At 38.6% G+C, this 19,018-nt stretch carries 15 protein-coding genes; 4 read left to right on the top strand and 11 right to left on the bottom strand.

Going from position 1 to position 19,018, the window contains the following annotated elements; all coding sequences use genetic code 11:
- Positions 1–94 precede the first annotated feature (94 nt).
- The 5 genes from AC27G3_RS07100 to AC27G3_RS07080 form a co-directional block, all read right to left on the bottom strand.
- On the bottom strand, positions 95–967 hold the full coding sequence (locus AC27G3_RS07100; protein ID WP_487120414.1) for a LysR family transcriptional regulator: 873 nt from the start codon (positions 965–967) through the stop codon (positions 95–97).
- A 624-nt stretch (positions 968–1,591) separates the two neighbouring features.
- Positions 1,592–2,974, bottom strand: a complete 1,383-nt coding sequence (locus tag AC27G3_RS07095) for a class II fumarate hydratase (protein WP_487120126.1) — start codon at positions 2,972–2,974, stop codon at positions 1,592–1,594.
- A 219-nt stretch (positions 2,975–3,193) separates the two neighbouring features.
- On the bottom strand, positions 3,194–3,952 hold the full coding sequence (locus tag AC27G3_RS07090; protein ID WP_487120124.1) for a PRC-barrel domain containing protein: 759 nt from the start codon (positions 3,950–3,952) through the stop codon (positions 3,194–3,196).
- Between the two features lie 294 nt (positions 3,953–4,246).
- Entirely contained in the window at positions 4,247–5,428 is a 1,182-nt protein-coding gene (gene hmpA, locus AC27G3_RS07085; protein WP_487120122.1) for an NO-inducible flavohemoprotein, read from the bottom strand.
- Positions 5,429–5,511: 83 nt separating this feature from the next.
- Positions 5,512–5,781 carry a hypothetical protein gene (locus tag AC27G3_RS07080; protein ID WP_487120120.1) on the bottom strand — a complete coding sequence of 90 codons (270 nt, stop codon included), beginning with the start codon at positions 5,779–5,781 and terminating at the stop codon, positions 5,512–5,514.
- A gap of 227 nt (positions 5,782–6,008) precedes the next feature.
- On the opposite strand from AC27G3_RS07080, the gene norR reads away from it, so the two are divergent.
- Positions 6,009–7,610, top strand: coding sequence for a nitric oxide reductase transcriptional regulator NorR (gene norR / locus AC27G3_RS07075; protein WP_487120118.1), 1,602 nt, complete (start codon positions 6,009–6,011; stop codon positions 7,608–7,610).
- A gap of 109 nt (positions 7,611–7,719) precedes the next feature.
- Positions 7,720–8,472, top strand: coding sequence for a substrate-binding periplasmic protein (locus AC27G3_RS07070; RefSeq protein WP_487120116.1), 753 nt, complete (start codon positions 7,720–7,722; stop codon positions 8,470–8,472).
- Between the two features lie 58 nt (positions 8,473–8,530).
- Here the strand turns inward: AC27G3_RS07070 and AC27G3_RS07065 are convergent, their stop codons facing one another.
- The 3 genes from AC27G3_RS07065 to paaG all read right to left on the bottom strand — a co-directional run bounded on the left by AC27G3_RS07065 (position 8,531) and on the right by paaG (position 11,220).
- On the bottom strand, positions 8,531–9,082 hold the full coding sequence (locus tag AC27G3_RS07065) for a MarR family winged helix-turn-helix transcriptional regulator (RefSeq protein ID WP_487120114.1): 552 nt from the start codon (positions 9,080–9,082) through the stop codon (positions 8,531–8,533).
- 99 nt (positions 9,083–9,181) lie between these two features.
- Positions 9,182–10,387, bottom strand: a complete 1,206-nt coding sequence (gene pcaF / locus AC27G3_RS07060; protein ID WP_487120112.1) for a 3-oxoadipyl-CoA thiolase — start codon at positions 10,385–10,387, stop codon at positions 9,182–9,184.
- Between the two features lie 14 nt (positions 10,388–10,401).
- Entirely contained in the window at positions 10,402–11,220 is an 819-nt protein-coding gene (gene paaG, locus AC27G3_RS07055) for a 2-(1,2-epoxy-1,2-dihydrophenyl)acetyl-CoA isomerase PaaG (protein ID WP_487120110.1), read from the bottom strand.
- Positions 11,221–11,290: 70 nt separating this feature from the next.
- Between paaG and AC27G3_RS07050 the strand changes: the two genes are divergently transcribed.
- A complete protein-coding gene (locus AC27G3_RS07050) occupies positions 11,291–11,875 on the top strand; it encodes an acyltransferase (RefSeq protein WP_487120108.1) in 585 nt (194 codons plus the stop codon).
- 60 nt (positions 11,876–11,935) lie between these two features.
- Here the strand turns inward: AC27G3_RS07050 and paaZ are convergent, their stop codons facing one another.
- From paaZ to AC27G3_RS07035, 3 genes are read right to left on the bottom strand one after another with little or no spacing between them, the layout of a single operon-like run.
- Complete coding sequence (paaZ, locus tag AC27G3_RS07045; RefSeq protein ID WP_487120106.1) at positions 11,936–13,987, bottom strand: phenylacetic acid degradation bifunctional protein PaaZ; 2,052 nt, start codon at positions 13,985–13,987, stop codon at positions 11,936–11,938.
- Positions 13,988–14,035: 48 nt separating this feature from the next.
- The gene (locus tag AC27G3_RS07040; RefSeq protein ID WP_487120105.1) at positions 14,036–15,265 is read right to left on the bottom strand and encodes a dihydrolipoamide acetyltransferase family protein; all 1,230 of its coding nucleotides are present in this window, start codon (positions 15,263–15,265) and stop codon (positions 14,036–14,038) included.
- Between the two features lie 18 nt (positions 15,266–15,283).
- Positions 15,284–17,428: an alpha-ketoacid dehydrogenase subunit alpha/beta gene (locus tag AC27G3_RS07035; protein ID WP_487120103.1), complete on the bottom strand. Its 2,145-nt coding sequence runs from the start codon at positions 17,426–17,428 to the stop codon at positions 15,284–15,286.
- Between the two features lie 449 nt (positions 17,429–17,877).
- Here AC27G3_RS07035 and AC27G3_RS07030 point away from each other — a divergent pair, with 449 nt between their 5' ends.
- The gene (locus AC27G3_RS07030) at positions 17,878–18,996 is read left to right on the top strand and encodes an efflux RND transporter periplasmic adaptor subunit (protein WP_487120101.1); all 1,119 of its coding nucleotides are present in this window, start codon (positions 17,878–17,880) and stop codon (positions 18,994–18,996) included.
- Positions 18,997–19,018 lie beyond the last annotated feature (22 nt).

Genomic DNA, 19,018 nt, shown 5'->3' with positions numbered 1-19,018 from the left:
AGAAAGCTGACAAACGATTAAAATCGACGTATTGAGTGAATTAAATTCATCTATAAAATGGAGGATATTTTTATTACTTGTCAGCTAAATTGATTTATATAGCGAAGGTATTTTTCACCCAATGAGCAAAAAGGGTTAACTCTTTTTTGTTTTCCATGTTCTCATGTTGAATTAAATAATATCTATCATTGGTATTGAGCTCTTCATCGAATAACTTAACTAAGAGTTGTTCACTAAACCAAGTTTTACTCATTGGCAATGGCACTAATGCGATTCCCATACCTTGCTGTGCAGCTCTTGCAACACCAAACATGCTGTCAAATTGAATAATCTGTTTGGGATCAAAGTCGTCAATTCCTACATTGTCAGCCCACTGATGCCATGACCATGGTCGGGCGCTATGCAGTAATAACGGAGTTGTTTTTAATGCAGAAAATCCTTTGTTTTTCAACGTTGAATAGAGCTTTTTGTTACATGCAGGTGCATAACGTATCGGAAACAGTTCGTGAACAATGCTCGCATTGGGCTTGCCATTTGCAAGCACGATTGATAAGTCGGCTATATTCGACGATTGATTACCAGCCTTAACAGTTTCTAATTGCAAATTAATATCTGGGTTTTGTTCAGACCACTCACTTAATCGTGGTGTAAACAGTTCACTGGCAAAAAACTCTGGCAAACTGATAATAATGGTTTTATTTTGTTGGTTATGGGTAAACTCAGAAATAGTTGACTCGAGCTGATGAATAATAGGCTGTACCGATTGATAGAATTGTTTACCAGCAGTGGTTAATTCAATTGAACGGGTACCTCTTTTGAATAGCGCAATACCTAGTTGTGCTTCAAGTTGTTTAATTTGATGACTAACCGCTGAAGGGGTTAAATATAATTGCTCTGCGGCATGTTTAAAGCTTAAGCATTTAGAAGCTACGCAGAAAGAGCGTAAGCCTCGTATTGGAGTTTGAATTGGCATAGTAATATTTAATGAATGAAGACAACATTAATTTGCAATACCTAGACCAAGTTGTAAGTTGTTGTATTACAATGAGTTAAATGGTTTTGGAATAAGTTATTCTTTTTGCGTTGCACCATGTTGGTTCGCTTGCACTATACCTTGCACTATACATAGTGGCATAAAGTTGAGAGCAAAAAAAAGGACATCAAAAATTGATGTCCTTAAGTTTAACAAATTGAACAATTGAAGCAGTAAAAAACATATTGTTTTGGAGAATCGGGGGGATTCAAAAACAAGTTCACCTTAGGGTTTTTATTCTACTCGGGCAAACGAGATAAATTCACTTAATAGGTGAATTAAATTCACCTCACTTTATTCCCGTTCACAAAATCGGCAATTTAAATTTTTAACTAGACGCTATAGCGTACCGATAAAAAACAGGCAAAAAAAAGGACATCATAAAGATGTCCTCAAGTTAAACAAATTGCACAATTAAAGCAGTAAAAAACATATTGTTTTGGAGAATCGGGGGGGATTCAAAAACAAGTTCATCTTAGGGCTTTTACTCTACTCGGGCAAACGAGATAAATTCACGCAATAAGTGAATTTAATTCACCTGAAGTTATTTAGGTGAAGTTATTTAGAGCTTTGGTTGCTAATTAAATTTTTAGGATCTAAAAGCTCAAGCAGTTCTGCTTCACTTAGTTGGGTGAGTGCTTTGGCTACATCTATTACGGTTCTATTTTCCATATATGCTGTTTTAGCAATTTCGGCACATTTTTCATAACCAATGTGCTGTGCTAATGCTGTCACTAAAATTGGGTTTTTTGCTAAGCTTTGCTCAATAACAGTTTGATTGACTAACATGTCTTTAAGTACTTTTTCGCTAAGTGAAATACTACTAGAGCTAAGGAGTTCGATGCTTTGTATTAAAGTGTGGGCAATTAAAGGAAGCATAGTATTTAACTGAAAATTACCAGATTGCCCCGCTAATGTTATGGTTGTGTCATTGCCAATAACTTGAGTACAAGCCATTAATATCGCTTCAGGTACTACTGGATTAACTTTTCCGGGCATAATACTACTGCCTTTTTGTCGCTCTGGTAGTTGTATTTCATTTAAACCATTTTGGGGGCCACTACTTAACCAGCGTATATCATTGCTAATTTTACTTAAGCTAACCGCTGTTGTTTTTAGTATTCCACTGATAAAAACGGCGGTGTCTTGAGCACTTATTGCTCGAAAATAGTTATCGGCTGGCGTAAAAACTAAGCCTGTCTTTTCTGTTAAAACGTGAGAGACTTTAGCGGCGAATTTGGGGTGGGTATTCACACCTGTTCCAACGGCTGTACCACCAATAGCGAGTTTGTATAAACTCGGCAGACTTTGTTGGAGCTGATTATGTACAAAACGAACTTGAGCGCTCCAGCCGCTAATTTCTTGGGCGAAACTTAAAGGCATTGCATCCATTAAATGAGTTCTGCCAGTTTTTATTGTGTGCTGATGCTCGCTAGCTTTATTATCTAACATGTCAATTAATTGTTGCAAAGCAGGTAATAGTTGCTTGGTAATAAGTACTGCAGCACTTAGGTGAATACAAGATGGAATAATATCGTTAGAGCTTTGTCCCATATTGACGTCGTCATTTGGGTGAATTGGTAGCGTGTTATCTTTGTTTTGCTCGGCTAACGAGGCAATAACTTCGTTGGCATTCATATTGGTACTAGTGCCAGAGCCTGTTTGAAATACATCAATTGGGAATTGATCATCAAAACAGCCGTCAGCTACTTTTTGTGCCGCTAATGTAATTGCTGCTGATTTGTCTTTATCTAATAAAGCTAGCTCTTGATTTGCTTGCGCACAAGCACTTTTAATTGTGCCCAATGCCCAAAGAAATGCACGCGGCATTTTTAACTTGCTAATCGTAAAGTTTTCAAGGGCCTTTGTTGTTTCATTACCATATAAACATTGAGTGTTTGCCGTATTTGTAGAAAAGTCCTTGTTATCTTTATTTTGCATTATATTCTCGAGTGTTTATTAAATTATATTAATATTTTATCCTGTCATTCAGCCCGCGAGGTATTGTCTTTAAGGTAATGTCTTCGAGGTAATGTCTTTGAAAAACTTAACCTGAAGTAGGCTTGATAATCGCTCTCTCTTTAAATGTTATCAATAGAACAATATCACGGGCTTAACTATGACGAGTTTTAACTCATTGGGCAATTATTTACTTTATGGCTAAGACACCTTTTTATTGAACATTAACTTGCCTTTAACCTCTGCTAAGTAGTTTTCATCATTTAATTTTTCTTCATGATATTCAGGACACGATTTTATTTGCTCTAAATTGATATTGCAGGTAACCGTTTTGTCTTGCCAATTTAAGGTGTCGAGGTGTTCAGGGGTGATCAATACTTTTTTGCCACCAGGCAACCAGTCACGTGTATCTACAACCAAATAGCGAATAGACCAATTATAGGTATCACAAATAAAGTCTTTAATATGGCCTTTTTCGCCATCTATCGCATCAATACCATAATGTGTTATCTCATTGGTTGATCGAAGGTGATTGGTCGTTTTAGTTTCTTCACTCATAACGCCTTCTAGCACTAAAGTTTTATGATCAACTAAAGCTGTTGGATATGCATACTCCCCCCAAGTTTCAGTGCCTAACCAATAATAACCATAAGCGTAGTAGTCAAAATACTGTTGTTCAAATTCACGAGATACAGGCTCATGTTCTTCTATTTTAGGACTGTTTTTTACTTTATCTTTGCTAATAGATACGTGCAGCACATGTTCTTTATTATTGAACTCACGTAATGAGATAGGGCTAATCAAATTTTTTGGGCTTAACGGCACCCAAGGATGTATATCTACCACCATAAACCTAATGGTCCAGTGCCTGTCATCAAAATAAACATCTTTTACTTGTCCAACATCACCATCGGTCGCATTAACAGAACTTCCGTGCAACTCATTTAAGCTGACTAACATATTTCCTCCATATGCATTTTATTTTAATCGATAATGGTTAGAGTACTAATTATTATATTAGTTCAATTTAATATTTCTACCTACTTAAGATAATAATTTATATATATTATGTTGTTAATATAGCATTTTGTGATGGTAGGGTTTTATCTGTTTTTAATTAGTTATCTAATTAAATTTTGTTTGTTCAATAAAGGTTGATATGCTTTAATTTATTCAGGTGAAGTTGTTCAGAAGTAAATGAGACCATGCTAAACATGGCCTCATTTAGGTTATAAGTGTTAACTCAGGTAACATTTATAACGTCGCATGAGGACCAAATACTTCATAATGAATTCGGGCCTCATCAACACCCAGTTTCATTAGGTCTGTTTTAGCAAACTGCATAAAGCCTACAGGACCACAAAGATAATAATTTCCGTCGCAAACAGGGAGATCAATATCATTAAAATTAATAAATCCTTGATGCGTGTTTTTATTATTGCTTTGCGTTTCTCTGTACCATGTATTGTGCTGCCAGCCTCTTAAATCACATAGCTCTTGTGTGCGTTGTTTAAAGGAGTGCTGTAATTCATTCTCACATGCGTGAATATAGTGAATTTGATTATCATATGCTTCACTAGCAAGTTTCTCTAGCATAGCCTGCATAGGAGTAATACCAACACCTGCTGAAACTAGTACAACAGGAGCTTCACGATTAATGAAAAAGAAGTCGCCAGCCGGGGCATGTAAGTCAACTAAATCGCCAACATTTAGGTGATCATGTAAATGATTCGACATTAAGCCATTGTGTGTGCCTAACTCGCGTTTTACTGAAATACGGTAGCTTTTGTTGTTTGGTTTGTCCGAAAGTGAATATTGTCTAATTTCGACGTGATTACTTTTATGTGGTGTTAACTCGATGCCAATGTATTGACCAACCTGATAGTCTATTATCGGTTGTTGATCAATCGGTTCAAAGACAAAGCTGGTGACAAATTCAGATTCGACTTTTTTATCAACAAGACAAAAAGCCCGTTTGCCACGCCAACCTCCTTGGCTATTTTCTCGCTCTGCATAGAGTTGTTCTTCACGATTAATAAATACTTCAGCTAACACCCCGTAAGCAACTGTCCATGCTTCTTCTACTTCAGGGGTGAATTGCTCGGGTAAAAGTTCGCGTAATGTTTCTATTAAATGCAAACCTACCACTTGATAATGAGCAGGTTGTATATGAAAGCTAGTGTGCTTTTGTGCAATTCGTTCAACGGCATGTTTTAGCACTGAAATATTATCTATATTTTTAGCATAAGCGAGTATTGCCTCAAAAAGAGCAGTTTTTTGTCGACCAGAAGCTTGGTTACTCATGTTGAAAATGTCTTTTAATTCGGGGTTATGCAAAAATAACCGTTGGTAAAAATGTTCGGTAATGTCACTTCCTCCAGCCTCTAATAAAGGAATGGTGCTTTTTACAATAGCGATGTGGTGAGTTGTTAACATGTACTTCTCCGAGATGTTAATTTGGTAAAGGTAAATAATTATGTAATAAGCAAGTTGAGAATATCGATAATACGTTAGCAATATTAATAAGCGTTATGTCCTAAACCATGCGCTCCAATACAACGTATTACGTAACCTATTTTTGCTGTAGCAGCGAATATAATTGTGCCAATGTGACCACCAATTTGAATCGCCAAGCTAAAATGATCTGCTTGTATAAAGGTAAGGTAAATACACGCACTTATTATCAGTAACGAAGTCGCCATAAGCGTGTTACCAATTTTTATGCATTGGTTAAAATTTAATTGATTTGAATCAATACTAAAGTTTTCAGCTAACGTATTATCTTTCATTTTGAGGTGCCTTTCCCCTGCGAGCTTATCAGTATTAGTACAACTATCAGGCCAATGTTTATAATTTCTTTTATTTCAATTGGATAGCGATTTAATAGAAAAGTAATGATTAGTAATTTGAGTCAATTTGACTTGATATTAGTGTGTCAAAAAGACATAGATATTTCTTTTTGACTGTGTCTTTGGTTTTTGGGATACTCACTCTCTGTTTTGCAAGTGATATCACCATGAACGAAATATCTTCCGCAGCATTGATCGAATTATCATTAAACTTAGCTCAAAGTATGACAAGCGTTGATCGATTCGATAATTTGTTATCGACGATTAGAAAAACCATTACTTGTGAAGCCGTTGCTTTGCTAGCGGTAAAAGGGGAGGTTTTAGTTCCCCTAGCATTGCAAGGGCTTAGTAAAGACACGTTAGGTAGGCGGTTTATTATTAATGAACATCCTCGTTTAGACAAAATTTGTCAATCGCAAAAATTTATTCGATTTGCCAGTAACTGTTCGCTACCTGATCCCTACGATGGGTTGTTAATTGCACAAGAGGGTGACTTACCCGTCCATGCATGCATGGGTATTCCATTACACTTTCAAGGGCATTTAATTGGTGTATTGACCCTAGATAGTCTAATACCTCAAGTTTTTGATGACATTCCAGAGCGTACCTTAGAGATTGTTTCAGCACTTGCCTCGGTTAGTTTACACACAGCGCTAACGTTAGAGAGATTGGAAAAAAATATTGATCATTCTCAACAAGTCCTCGCAGCTTTAAGTCGACCTAATGTGGTTGTAGAGCAAAATGAATTAATAGGAAACAGCACAGCCATGCAGCAATTAAGCAAAGAAATCACTTTGGTTGCTTCATCTGAGTTTAATGTACTTATTCAAGGAGAGAGCGGCTCAGGTAAAGAACTAGTCGCCCATGATATACATCAACAATCAACAAGACATCGATCTCCCATGGTTTATGTAAACTGTGCAGCGCTGCCAGATAACTTAATCGAAAGTGAATTATTTGGTCATGTTAAGGGGGCTTTTACTGGTGCTGATAAGAGTCGTGCCGGAAAGTTTGTAATCGCCAATGGCGGTACTTTATTTTTAGATGAGATTGGTGAATTACCTTTACATGCGCAAAGTAAGCTCTTAAGAGCAATTCAAAGTAACGAAATTCAAGCGGTGGGGCAAGATAAACTAATAAATGTTGATGTCCGTATTATTGCAGCAACAAATCGTGACCTTCAAAGCGAAGTTGAAAAGGGTAAGTTCAGGGCAGACTTATATCACCGATTAAATGTATACCCTCTTATTGTGCCGCCACTGAGAGAACGTGAAGGGGATATTTCATTATTGGTTGGCTTTTTTATCGAAAAAATTAAGCGAAAACTAGGTATTAAGCAACTTAAAGCTTCGCCAGATTTTATTGACTACCTATCGCAATATCATTGGCCAGGAAATGTACGAGAATTAGAACATTTGATCAGTCGAGCAGCTTTAAAGGCGCTTGCTCAACAACCAAACAAAGCTGTTGTAAAACTATCACTATCTGATTGTGACAATTTAAGTAGCGATGTTGAAAACAGAACAAGCAAATCAATCGTGCTAACAGAACAGAAAGCGAAAAATAATAATCTTACTGAAGTTAAATCTCAACCTTCAATAAATTTGCGTGAGGAAGTCGATCGTTATCAAAAAGAGATCATTAGTTCGGTACTTAGTGAAGAAAAAGGCAATTGGAGTCGTGCAGCTAAACGCTTAACTACCGACAGAGCAAATTTAAATCGTTTAGGGAAGCGTCTTGGTATTGAAGTGATCAAGGTGGTTAATTAACTTTTTATTTGCCTTTTTATTTGGTTATTCAAAAGGCAAATAAAATAAATGAATCGCGAGAATTTTAGACTATAGTATAGGTAATTATTGTTTGAAGTTTAGATTAAATATGCCAATAAAATTAATATTGTTGATTGTTTTTATGTTGTTGCCTTTATCAAGCTGGGGCGCACAAAAAATTACAGTAGCCTTTGGAAATGCGTTAGCACCTTGGGTTATTCCTGAAACAAATAATGGCATTCTTATTACCTTAGTAAAAGAAGCATTAGCATCAGAAGGTTATGAAATTAATGCACTTTATTATCCATATGCTCGTCGAATTACCTCCTATAAATTCAAACAAGTGGATGCGGTTTGTGATGTTAGCTTACAAGTAATTGAACAGGAAAATTTGGAAGGGTATTTATCTGATGAAGCTTATGCTTATGAAAATATAGCTGTTGCGTTAAAGAAAAATAACTTTAAATTTACTCGTATTAGTGACTTAGCGTCGCATTCTTTAATGTCTTGGCAAGGTGCTTCTCGTAGAATGGGAGAGGAGTATGCGGCTATGATTGAAAACAACACCAATTATCGAGAAAATTATAATCAGGAATTACAAGTTAAAATGTTATTTTTAGAGCGTTTTGAAGTGATCCAACTCGATCAACAAATTTTTAATTATTATCGCGCTAAAATTAACGAAAAAGGTGGAATAGATACAACGTTGCCTGTCGATAGTTTCCCGCTATTTGGTCAAAGCGTTAATAGTATTCTTTTTCATGATGAAAAGATCAGAGATGCTTTTAATAAAGGGCTAAAAAGGTTAAAAGAAAGCGGTCAATACGATGCCATTTTTAATGCTTATATTAACCCGAGTTAAGGCTACTATTTATATACATCTATTAACCTCAAACGCTAAACTGCACTAACACGTTAAATTACTCCCACTCGTCTTCAAGTTCATTTTCCATATGTTGTAAATGACGATCTACTTTATTTAAAAGGTGGTGTAGAGTAGACAATTCTTCATGGGTAAAGCATTCATCAATCATTTTCCCCGTTTCAATACGTTTAGGCGTTATTTGATCATATAGTTGAGCGCCAGTTTCCGTTAAATAAATTAAAACTTTACGGCGGTCTTTTTTCGAATTTAGGGTATCTACTAAGTTTTGTGTTTTTAGTACTTTTACCGCACGTGAAACAGTCGCGGCATCACTTTTTAGTGCGTTGGCCACATGTCCATTGGTTAATCCACCATAAGCACCTAAAATTGAAATAACTCGCCATTCTCGTTCGCCAATGTTAACACCTACTTCATTTAATAATTCTGGTAGATCGTTGCCTGCTTGTGCCATTTGTGTTGCTAAACAGTACATGCGATAAGGTAAAAAAGTTTGTAAATCTAAACTACAGTGAACTTTACCAGCAGGTTGCTTATTAGGTTTGTTGGTTGTAGCGGTAAGGCTTGTATTGAGCGTGCTATCTGACATGGAAAACTATTTTAAGTTGAGAATAAATAAAGTTTACCGTGAAAAGACACTAGGTGCTAGTTACCTGCACCTAGTTGTTAAATTTAAAAAGACTAATGATTAAGCTCGTTCAATAATCATCGCAATACCTTGACCAACACCAATGCACATAGTACACAAAGCGTATTTACCTTGAACGCGTTGTAATTGATAGCTTGCGGTAGTGACCAAGCGAGCACCACTCATACCTAAAGGATGCCCTAAAGCAATGGCTCCACCATTGGGGTTAATACGTGGATCATCATCATTAATACCTAACTCTCGTAATACGGCTAAACCTTGTGCAGCAAACGCTTCGTTAAGCTCTATCACGTCCATTTGCTCAAGAGTTAAGCCAGTTTTCGCTAATACTTTTTTAGTTGCATTGACAGGCCCTACACCCATAATGCGTGGTTCTAATCCAGCAGTAGCCATTGCCACAATGCGTGAAATTGGTGTTAAACCATTAGCTGTCGCAGCTTCTTTTGAAGCAATTAAAAGGGCACATGCACCGTCATTAATTCCCGAAGCATTGCCTGCGGTAATGGTGCCTCCTGTTCTAAAAGGAGTTTTCAATGCCGCTAAACCTTCAAGCGTAGTTGTTGCTCTACCGTGTTCATCTTGAGAAAAAACTCTAGTCTCCTTACGGTTAACTTGGACAGTAACAGGCATTATTTCTTTATCGAAAATATTATTATCTTGAGCAATTGCAAGTTTTTGTTGAGACTTAAAAGCAAACAAGTCTTGATCTTCACGACTAATATTAAATTGTTCAGCTACATTTTCCCCGGTTTCTGGCATAGAGTCGACGCCGTACTCATGTTCGAATTTTTTATTAACAAAACGCCAACCCATTGTGGTGTCAAACATATTAACTTGTCGATCAAAAGCGCTTTGAGCTTTAGCCATTACCAGTGGAGCACGCGTCATTGCTTCAACCCCACCAGCGATTGCCATTGATTGAGCACCACAAGCAATGGCACGAGCAGCCGTGCCAATCGCGTCCATTCCTGAGCCACATAAACGATTTATAGTAACGGCTGGAACTACTTGAGGAAGGCCGGCAAGTAACACACTCATTCGGGCAACGTTGCGGTTGTCTTCACCCGATTGATTTGCACAGCCATAGTAAACTTCATCAATTTGAGTCCAATCCACTTGTGAGTTTCGCTCCATTAAAGCTTTCATTGGCAGTGCGCCAAGATCGTCTGCTCTAACGGTAGCAAGTGAGCCGCCATAACGGCCGATAGGTGTGCGAACTGCATCGCAAATATAAACATCTTTCATTGGGTTATCCTTGTTTATTGGCCGTTAAATTGAGCTGGGCGTTTTTCCATAAAGGCAGCAACACCTTCTTGGTAGTCATCACTTTTTCCTAAGTGCTGCATAGTTTCGCGTTCACGCTCGAGTTGATCATGTAAACTGTGATCAAACGAGGTATTTAATAACTGTTTAATTTGACCTAAGGCTTGCGTGGGTTGGGTAGCTAAATGAGTGGCTAAAGTCATCGACTGTTCAACCAAATCTTCATTTTCAACCACTTGGTAAATTAACCCCCATTGCTCAGCTTGTTCAGCGCTGAGCTTATTTCCTAACATGGCGAGAGCTTTAGCTCGTGGTAAGCCTAGCGCACGAGTAAAATGCCATGAACTACCAGAATCGGGCACTAAACCGACTTTACAAAATGATAAGATAAAAGACGCCGACTTTGCAGCAACTACAATATCACAAGCCATGGCTACACTGGCACCTGCTCCAGCAGCTACACCATTTAGTGCGCATATAACGGGCATTTTCATTCCCGTTAAACGACGTATTAATGGGTTATAGTATTTCTCGACTGACAAGCCTAAATCAGGTCTTGAAGTTGTCTCGGTAGATACTGCGCGATCGCCCAAATCTTGACCGGCACAAAAGCCTCGTCCATTCCCTGTTAATAACAAACAACGACTAACCCCATCGCTAACAATATTGTCTAATGCGTTTTGAATTTCTTCGTGCATTTGCACATTAAAACTATTCATTTTATCAGGACGGTTAAGTGTTAACTTGGCCACACCATTGTTTTTTTCTAGTGTGATCGTTTGATATTCAACCTTAGTGTTTTTATCATGGTGCATAGGGTAAACCTCATTTATACTCTTGATTCTATTTAATTATATTTAACTTATATTTAGCACTGGAGCTTTTATGCCTATTTACGCCCTCGATGACTATATTCCTGTTGTTGACCCTAGCAGTTTTATTCATCCAAGTGCTGAAATAATTGGCGATGTTATCATTGAAGCTAATTGCTATATTGGCCCACACGCAGTTTTACGTGGTGATTTTGGGCGTATTCATGTTTGTGCTAATTCCAATGTACAAGACAACTGTGTGATGCACAGTTTTCCTAAAAAAGACTGCTACCTTGAGCCTTTTAGTCATATTGGTCATTGCGCTGTATTGCATGGTTGTCGTATTGGCGAAAATGCTCTTATCGGCATGAACGCGGTTGTTATGGACGATGCTAATATTGGCGCCGAATCTGTTGTTGCCGCCTCCGCATTTGTTAAGTCGGCATTTAATTGTGAGCCACGTTCTATGGTTGTTGGATCACCGGCTAAAGTCATTCGTCAATTAAGTGAGCAAGAAGTTAATTGGAAAAAAGCAGGTACCCAAGAGTACATTAACTTAGTAACTCGCTGTAAAGACAGTTTACGTTTGGTTGAACCGCTTGATAAAATTCAAGCGGATCGTCCTCGGTTTACTCAATCATCACATCAAACTAAATAACTTTAACAACCATAAGGCGTTATTTATTGCATTATCATTTTATGAGTACAATGATGCGCCTTATTCATCACTGTATTTACGCTCAACTAACGTTAAAATATCATAAATTGCGACGGCTTCATCGTGTTGATTAGTGACTTCAATATCCCAAACAACAACCCCTGTATGATATTTATCGTCAGGGCGTTTCGACTTATTAATTTTACGTTTTGCGGTTAGCTTCACTTGTATAGTATCGCCAATAGCAACAGGTTCGACAAAACGTAAGTTATCAATACCATAGTTTGCGATAACAGGTCCTTGGCCGGGATCTACAAATAAACCAGCCGCCGCTGAAATAACAAAATAGCCATGGGCAACACGTTGACCAAAGAACGAATCTTTTGCGGCAATTTCATCGAAATGCGCGTAGAAATGATCCCCTGATAAACAGCCAAAGTTAACAATATCCGCTTCAGTAACAGTGCGTCTGTGTGTCATAAGTGACTCACCAATTTTTAATTCTTCAAAATATTTTCTAAACGGGTGTATGCGATCCTCAACCGTGGTGGCACCTTTTACATACTCATTGGTTACAGCCATCAGTGAGGTAGGAGAGCCTTGAATCGCACTACGCTGCATATAATGCTTTATCGCACGTACGCCGCCCAGTTCTTCACCGCCGCCTGCACGACCCGGACCACCGTGAACAAGATTAGCTAATGGTGAGCCATGACCTGTTGATTCTTTAGCACAATCTCTGTCAATCACTAACATGCGGCCATGATGGGATGCTGCACCTAAAATTAATTGGCGTGCATGAGCTTTATCGTAAGTAAATACAGAACCGGCTAAGCTACCTTTACCTAGTTTTGCTAGCGCTATCGCTTGTTCGATATCAGTATATGGCATAAGCGTACTTACAGGACCGAACGCTTCAATATCATGAACAGCATGATTATTTAATGGATTAGAACAATGCAGTAAAGTGGGCGCTAAAAATGCACCTTGCTCGTTGTTAATGCCAATACGTTGAAAGTTGTCCATACCTGAAAGTAACACGTCGTTACCTTGGCTAAGTTGATCGATAACAGAAATAACATCATCTCGCTGCGATTTTCCTACCAATGCTCCCATGCGCACACCCTCTTGTTTGGGATCACCTATGGTTGTTTTTAATAATCGTGATTTAAGGGCGTCTGCCACCGATTCTGTCATGTTTTCAGGGGCGAATATTCGGCGAATTGCGGTACATTTTTGGCCTGCTTTGGTGGTCATCTCTCGAGCAATTTCTTTGATGTAGAGATCAAACTCTGGATCTTCAACTTTTACATCGGGTGCTAATATACAACAGTTAAGTGAATCAGCTTCCATGGTAAAAGGAATAGATTTGGCAATGATATTTTTATGTGTTTTCAACATTTGACCAGTAGATGCTGATCCTGTGAAGGTGACGATATCTTGTTCAGTGAGGTGATCAAGTAAATCCCCAACACTGCCACAAATAAGTTGTATAGCACCTTCTGGAAGTATGTTAGATTCGACGATCGCTTTAACAACAGCTTCGGTTAAGTAACAAGTAACACTCCCAGGTTTTACTACAACGGGTACGCCAGCAATGAGGCTTGGCGTAATTTTTTCTAACATGCCCCAAATAGGAAAGTTAAAGGCATTGATGTGCACAGAAACCCCTTCTTTAGCTGTTAAAATATGTCGACCGACAAAGGTGCCGTTTTTAGAGAGAGGCTCAACAGGGCCTTCCACTATAAATGTATCATTGTTCAGTTCGCGACGAGCAATACCACTGTAGCTAAACATAGTACCAATACCGCCTTCAATATCTACCCAAGAGTCGGCTTTTGTTGCCCCTGTTAAATAAGAAATACGATAAAACTCATCCTTACGATCGAGTAAATATTTAGCCAATGCTTTGATCATTTCAGCGCGTTGGTGAATCGTTAATTTACGTAGTGCAGGGCCTGCTTTTGTTCTGCCATAATCGAGTAATTCGTCAAAACCTGAAGTTAGTGAGTGTATATCGCCAATGACTTCGTCGTTAACAGCATTAACACATTGCTGTGCACGACCTTCTCCGCTGACCCACTGGCCATTAACATAACTTTGTATTTTCATTATAAATTTCCTTAATCATTCTTTTTATTTATGGCTGCTGTTGAAGGATTACTCACCCCAAGTCTCAATAACGTCAACAAATTTAGCTAAAAACTGGTTAGTTTGGTGTGCGTCTAAAGCACGATGATCAATACTTAACGATACATAACATTTAGGTTTTATAACCATAGTATCAACACCATTAACCTCTTGTACCACAACACGTTTTTCTAATTTACCCACGCCTAAAATTGCGACTTGCGGTTGGTTAATGATAATAGGAGTAGCAATTAAACTACCGCTAACACCGTGATTAGAAATGGTAAAGGTGCCATTTTTCATATCTTTGGGGACGAGTTTGCCTTCTCTTGCTTTTTGAGTTTGTGCTGTTAACGCACTAGCAATACTGAATAAGTTTAGCGATTGGACTTGTTGAACCACAGGAACGACTAAGCCTGAATCACCAAGTGCAGTCCCGACACCAATATTAATATCGCTAAATATTTCTAATGCATTTTCATGAAAACGAGCATTTACTTGTGGAACTGCTTGTACGGCTTTAACCACCGCAGATAAAAAGTAAGCGGTAAATGTTAAGTTAACATTGCAGTCTGCATATTCTTTTTTATGCCATTTTCTATGTGCAATAATATTGCTCATGTCCATTTCAAAAATACTGGTGACATGAGGGGAGGTTTCTAACAAGCTACTGACCATATGATTTGCAATCGCTTTACGCATGCTCGTGTGTTCAACCATCGTTCCTTTTAATGGTCGACTCGTTATTGATTGCTCTGACATCGGGCTTCGTTGATTCGGCATAGCGGAAATGTAAGCTTGAACATCGTTACGAGTTACACGTCCTCGTCGACCAGAGCCATTAATAAGGTGGTGATCAAGGTGATGGCTTTTTAATAATCGTCTTGCTGCAGGGCCAATTAGATCGTGTGCACTGTTATCATCAGCTATATCTTGTGGTTTGCTAATACTTGTTTGTTCTGTGTTATTTGTATGATTATTTGTTGTCGCATGGGGGAGGTGTTGATCAGCAACAATCTTACTGGTTTCTATATGCCCTAATACCGCATCTACGGCTATTTCTTCTCCCTCACAGGCGATTATATCCAGTAAGTTTCCGGCTTCAGGTGCGCATATTTCCATTGAAACTTTATCTGTTTCTAATTCGATTAATGGTTCTCCTTCAGCAACTTGCTGGCCAATGTTAACCAACCATTTTGATAAAGTTGCCGAAGTGCCTTCTAACTGAGAGGCGGGTAGGGTGATATCAATAGTACTCATCTTAGTTACTCGCTCTTGTTAAAATTCTACTGTATCAATGATAGTCGCTATTATGCGCTCAACAGTTGGCACCGCTACATTAAGTAAATGAATATTATGTGGGTTAGGAGTGTCAGGCATAGTAAGACGTTCAATAGGGGCATCTAAATCAAAAAAGCCTTCTTTGGCAACTACTGCTGCGATTTCAGCTCCGAACCCTGCGGTCATGTTATCTTCATGAACGATTAGGCAGCGCCCTGTTTTTTTAATACTGGCGAGTACGGCCGCTTTGTCCCAAGGCACAATAGAGCGTAAATCAATAAGTTCAATACTATCAGGCGTATGTTCTTTTTTTAGCTCTTCAATAGCCAATTCGCAGCGCTCTACCATAGCGCCCCAAGTGACAAGGGTTAATTTATCACCGGCACAAAGAATGTTGGCTTTGCCCAATGGAATAACAAAATCATCGCCAGGATAAGGACGTCTTGCCCAGCGATTATCGAGTAGCGAGCGGTGTTCAAAAAATATTGTCGGGTTGTTATCACGTAAGGCAAAACGTAATAATCCGGCAGCATCTTCAGCATTAGAAGGCATAACCACTTGCCAACCCGTTTTATGCGCCCACTCAACTTCGTCACTCATTGAATGCCATGGATCCCCACGCCCTGCAAAGCCGCCAGGTATACGAATAACCATAGGTGCTGCAAATTGGTTGTTTGTGCGCCATCGCATAATACCTGTATCGGTAATTTGTTCAGCGGCTGGTTCAGCGTACTTTCTAAATTGAATTTCAGGTACGGGCATTAATCCTGCCAGTGCCATACCAACAGCCCGACCGATAATGCCTTCTTCCGATAAACTAGTATCGAATACACGATGATCGCCAAACTTTTCATTAAGACCTAGTGTTGCACCATGAACCCCACCTTTTGGACCAACATCTTCACCAAAGACCAATACTTTTGGGTTTGTTTGAAGCTCGTGTTCGAGTACCTGACGAATAGCTGTTTGCATATTCAAGCGTTGACCTTGCGGTTTAGCTGTTTGTGTTACCGAACTAAATGGATAATTATCGCCATGTAAGCCACCTCGTAATTGTAGATCTGGTTTACCGTTTTCATCGGTTTCTGCAAAAACATAGCGTGTTAAGTTATCGGTATTAGGCTCTGGACGCTGTTTGGCCCGCTCAACACTCTGACGAATGTCTTGATACGCTTTTTCTTCTAGGGCTTGCCACTGCGACTCGGAGATAATTTGTTGTTGAGCAAGATATTTTTTTAGCTTAGGTAGAGGATCGTTTTCTTGTTCTTCAGCGATCATTTCTGCAGGCTTGTAGGTTTGAGTATCTTGAAAAGTGTGTCCACACAAACGGGGCACTTTTAAACGCAATAAACAGGTGCCTTTGCCACTACGTACATAATCGACAGCTGCTTGAATTAACTTAGGGGTTGCTACTGGATCAGTACCATCGCCATCAATTATTTTTAAATTTTTGTAGGCAGCTAAATTAGCAACCTGATCGCCACCAGGGGTTTGCACTGTTTGCGGTACGGAAATGCCATAACCATTATCTTCAATATAAAATAAATGAGGAAGATTATTGGTCGTTGAGATATTAAGCGAAGCCCAAAAGCCGCTGGTAGACATGGATGAATCGCCGCCCATAGATAAACCTAATGCGCCTTTATAGGCGTCATTTTTAAGTTCATCTCGATGATAAACAATAGATTGAGCCCAGCCCGCTATTGGTGAATATTGAGCACCAACACCACCACACATGGGGAATAACATGGCACCTGTTCTCTCAACATTTGGGTAATTACAAACAACACCAATATCACGACCATCACTGTATCCACCCGATTTTGCCATAGGAGAAGCAACAGCTTCATCAATATCTAAACCTAAAGAAAGGACAAAAGGGCGCGAGCGATAATAACCTGTTGCGCCGTCATGGGGATGGGTGAGTTGCAAACCTAATAAAATTTGTGCGAAGTCGTGACCTCGTGCAGAGAATTGATTGAATACGAGTTTAGCAGGAACGAGCTCCTGTTCTTCGACATCATCCATGGCACGAGAGAGTAATAATAAGTAACTGAGTTTTTGCCAATCAACTTGATTTGAGTCGCATTGATTGCTTTCGTTAACGCTATTCACGGCTTGTTGAAGTGAAGCGGTAGTCATTGTGCTATTCCTTAAATTTGAATGGTGCAGAGCATCATTCATCTGTTGTTCTTTTTTTATGGCTTTGAGCTAACGATATTGCTTGTTAGCTTAGTGTGTTTTTGAACAACTACTGAGTAATATCTATTGATGCTACAAACGAATTGTTGAATCTGCAACGATATGGTTGTTTTTGGTGGTTATTATTTTTTAATCAATAGTGAAAAAGTGTAAAAGGATAATGACAGTCTATTCGTTAACCCACTGTTAACCCTTTATGTAGTACACTATTTCCATACGTTAGGGTTTACTGATTTTTCGAACTTGTTTTTACCGTTAAATGTTGAGTATTTATGTAGATCTTAGTATTAAATTATTTTTAATACTAAGTTGATACTCCAGAAACAATGACCCATAAATTCGATTGATCAGCAGGCCTTAAAAGTTTGTTACTTTTAGGGATTTTTGTTATGCCGTTATCTTGCAATAAGTTTGTGCTTGTTAGCTTATTTTTATTTGTTTTATTGGCTGGTTGCAGCGAAAAAGAAAAAAAGTTTGAAGAAGCAATTCGTCCAATAGCATGGCAAGAAGTGCAAAAATCATCCTTTAATCAAGTCAGACGTTTATCAGGCAGTCTTTTCCCTGTTGAATCTACCAATTTAAGTTTTGAAGTTGGTGGTAAAGTTGACCAAGTTAACGTGAAGCTCGGGGCAACAGTTAAGCGTGGTGATGAGCTTGCCCGTTTGGATTTGAGAAACTTCAATTTAAGTATGCAAAGTTCACAAGCTAATTTACAAAAAGCTCATGCGTCACTGTCTGAAGCGGATAATGAATTTAAACGTTATGCCGAATTATCTGAAAAAGGCTTGGTGTCTAAATCGGGTTACGATAATGCTAAAGCGGCATTTGAATCAGCGACCAGTGCCGTTAATTTAGCCAAAGCACAAGTGGATATTTCCAGTAAAGATTTAAGTGACTCGATATTAACCGCTCCCTATGATGGGAAAATCACTAAACGTTTAATAGAGCCTTCAATGCAAGTGTCGCCTGGGCAAGCAACGTTTGAAATTGAAGGTGAAGACGGCCTTGAAGTACAGGTAATGGTACCTGAAACACTTATTCAAAAATTAGCAATGGCTAGTGAAGTTGATATTCATTATTCCGCTTTTCCACAATTAAAAAGTAAAGGTCAAATCACTGAAATAAGCTCACGTGCAGCTACCGCGAATGCGTTTCCTGTCACTATTGTTATTACCTCTTCTCTTAATGGGTTAAGAGCAGGTATGACCGCAGAAGTGGACTTCACTTTCGCTGGTGTTGGTCGAACAGGCTTTGAAGGTGAATCTTTCCATATACCTATTTCTGCTTTAGGGGCAGACGAAGGGCAGAAAGCTTATGTGTATGTTTACGATAAAGAAAAGCAAATTATTCGTAAAAGACAAGTGCAAACTGAGAGTATTATTAATAATCAGGTAATAATTTCTTCTGGATTAAATGATGGTGAGATCGTTGCTACAGCTGGCGTTTCATTTTTACGAGATGGTCAATCTGTGCGTTTATTAGATAAACACGTTCAACGTTTTAACTAAATTAATTACTGTCAAAGAGAAT

The organism is Colwellia sp. SU-HH01217 (assembly GCF_057543495.1).
This window is presented reverse-complemented; position numbering and strand designations above follow the sequence as displayed.

Excerpts from the sequence above, each read along its gene's own strand:
- AC27G3_RS07095 (WP_487120126.1), bottom strand. The coding sequence starts at position 2,974 with ATGCAAAATAAAGATAACAAGGACTTTTCTACAAATACGGCAAACACT.
- AC27G3_RS07090 (WP_487120124.1), bottom strand. The coding sequence starts at position 3,952 with ATGTTAGTCAGCTTAAATGAGTTGCACGGAAGTTCTGTTAATGCGACC.
- hmpA (WP_487120122.1), bottom strand. The coding sequence starts at position 5,428 with ATGTTAACAACTCACCACATCGCTATTGTAAAAAGCACCATTCCTTTA.
- AC27G3_RS07080 (WP_487120120.1), bottom strand. The coding sequence starts at position 5,781 with ATGAAAGATAATACGTTAGCTGAAAACTTTAGTATTGATTCAAATCAA.
- norR (WP_487120118.1), top strand. The coding sequence starts at position 6,009 with ATGAACGAAATATCTTCCGCAGCATTGATCGAATTATCATTAAACTTA.
- AC27G3_RS07070 (WP_487120116.1), top strand. The coding sequence starts at position 7,720 with ATGCCAATAAAATTAATATTGTTGATTGTTTTTATGTTGTTGCCTTTA.
- AC27G3_RS07065 (WP_487120114.1), bottom strand. The coding sequence starts at position 9,082 with ATGTCAGATAGCACGCTCAATACAAGCCTTACCGCTACAACCAACAAA.
- pcaF (WP_487120112.1), bottom strand. The coding sequence starts at position 10,387 with ATGAAAGATGTTTATATTTGCGATGCAGTTCGCACACCTATCGGCCGT.
- paaG (WP_487120110.1), bottom strand. The coding sequence starts at position 11,220 with ATGCACCATGATAAAAACACTAAGGTTGAATATCAAACGATCACACTA.
- AC27G3_RS07050 (WP_487120108.1), top strand. The coding sequence starts at position 11,291 with ATGCCTATTTACGCCCTCGATGACTATATTCCTGTTGTTGACCCTAGC.
- paaZ (WP_487120106.1), bottom strand. The coding sequence starts at position 13,987 with ATGAAAATACAAAGTTATGTTAATGGCCAGTGGGTCAGCGGAGAAGGT.
- AC27G3_RS07040 (WP_487120105.1), bottom strand. The coding sequence starts at position 15,265 with ATGAGTACTATTGATATCACCCTACCCGCCTCTCAGTTAGAAGGCACT.
- AC27G3_RS07035 (WP_487120103.1), bottom strand. The coding sequence starts at position 17,428 with ATGACTACCGCTTCACTTCAACAAGCCGTGAATAGCGTTAACGAAAGC.
- AC27G3_RS07030 (WP_487120101.1), top strand. The coding sequence starts at position 17,878 with ATGCCGTTATCTTGCAATAAGTTTGTGCTTGTTAGCTTATTTTTATTT.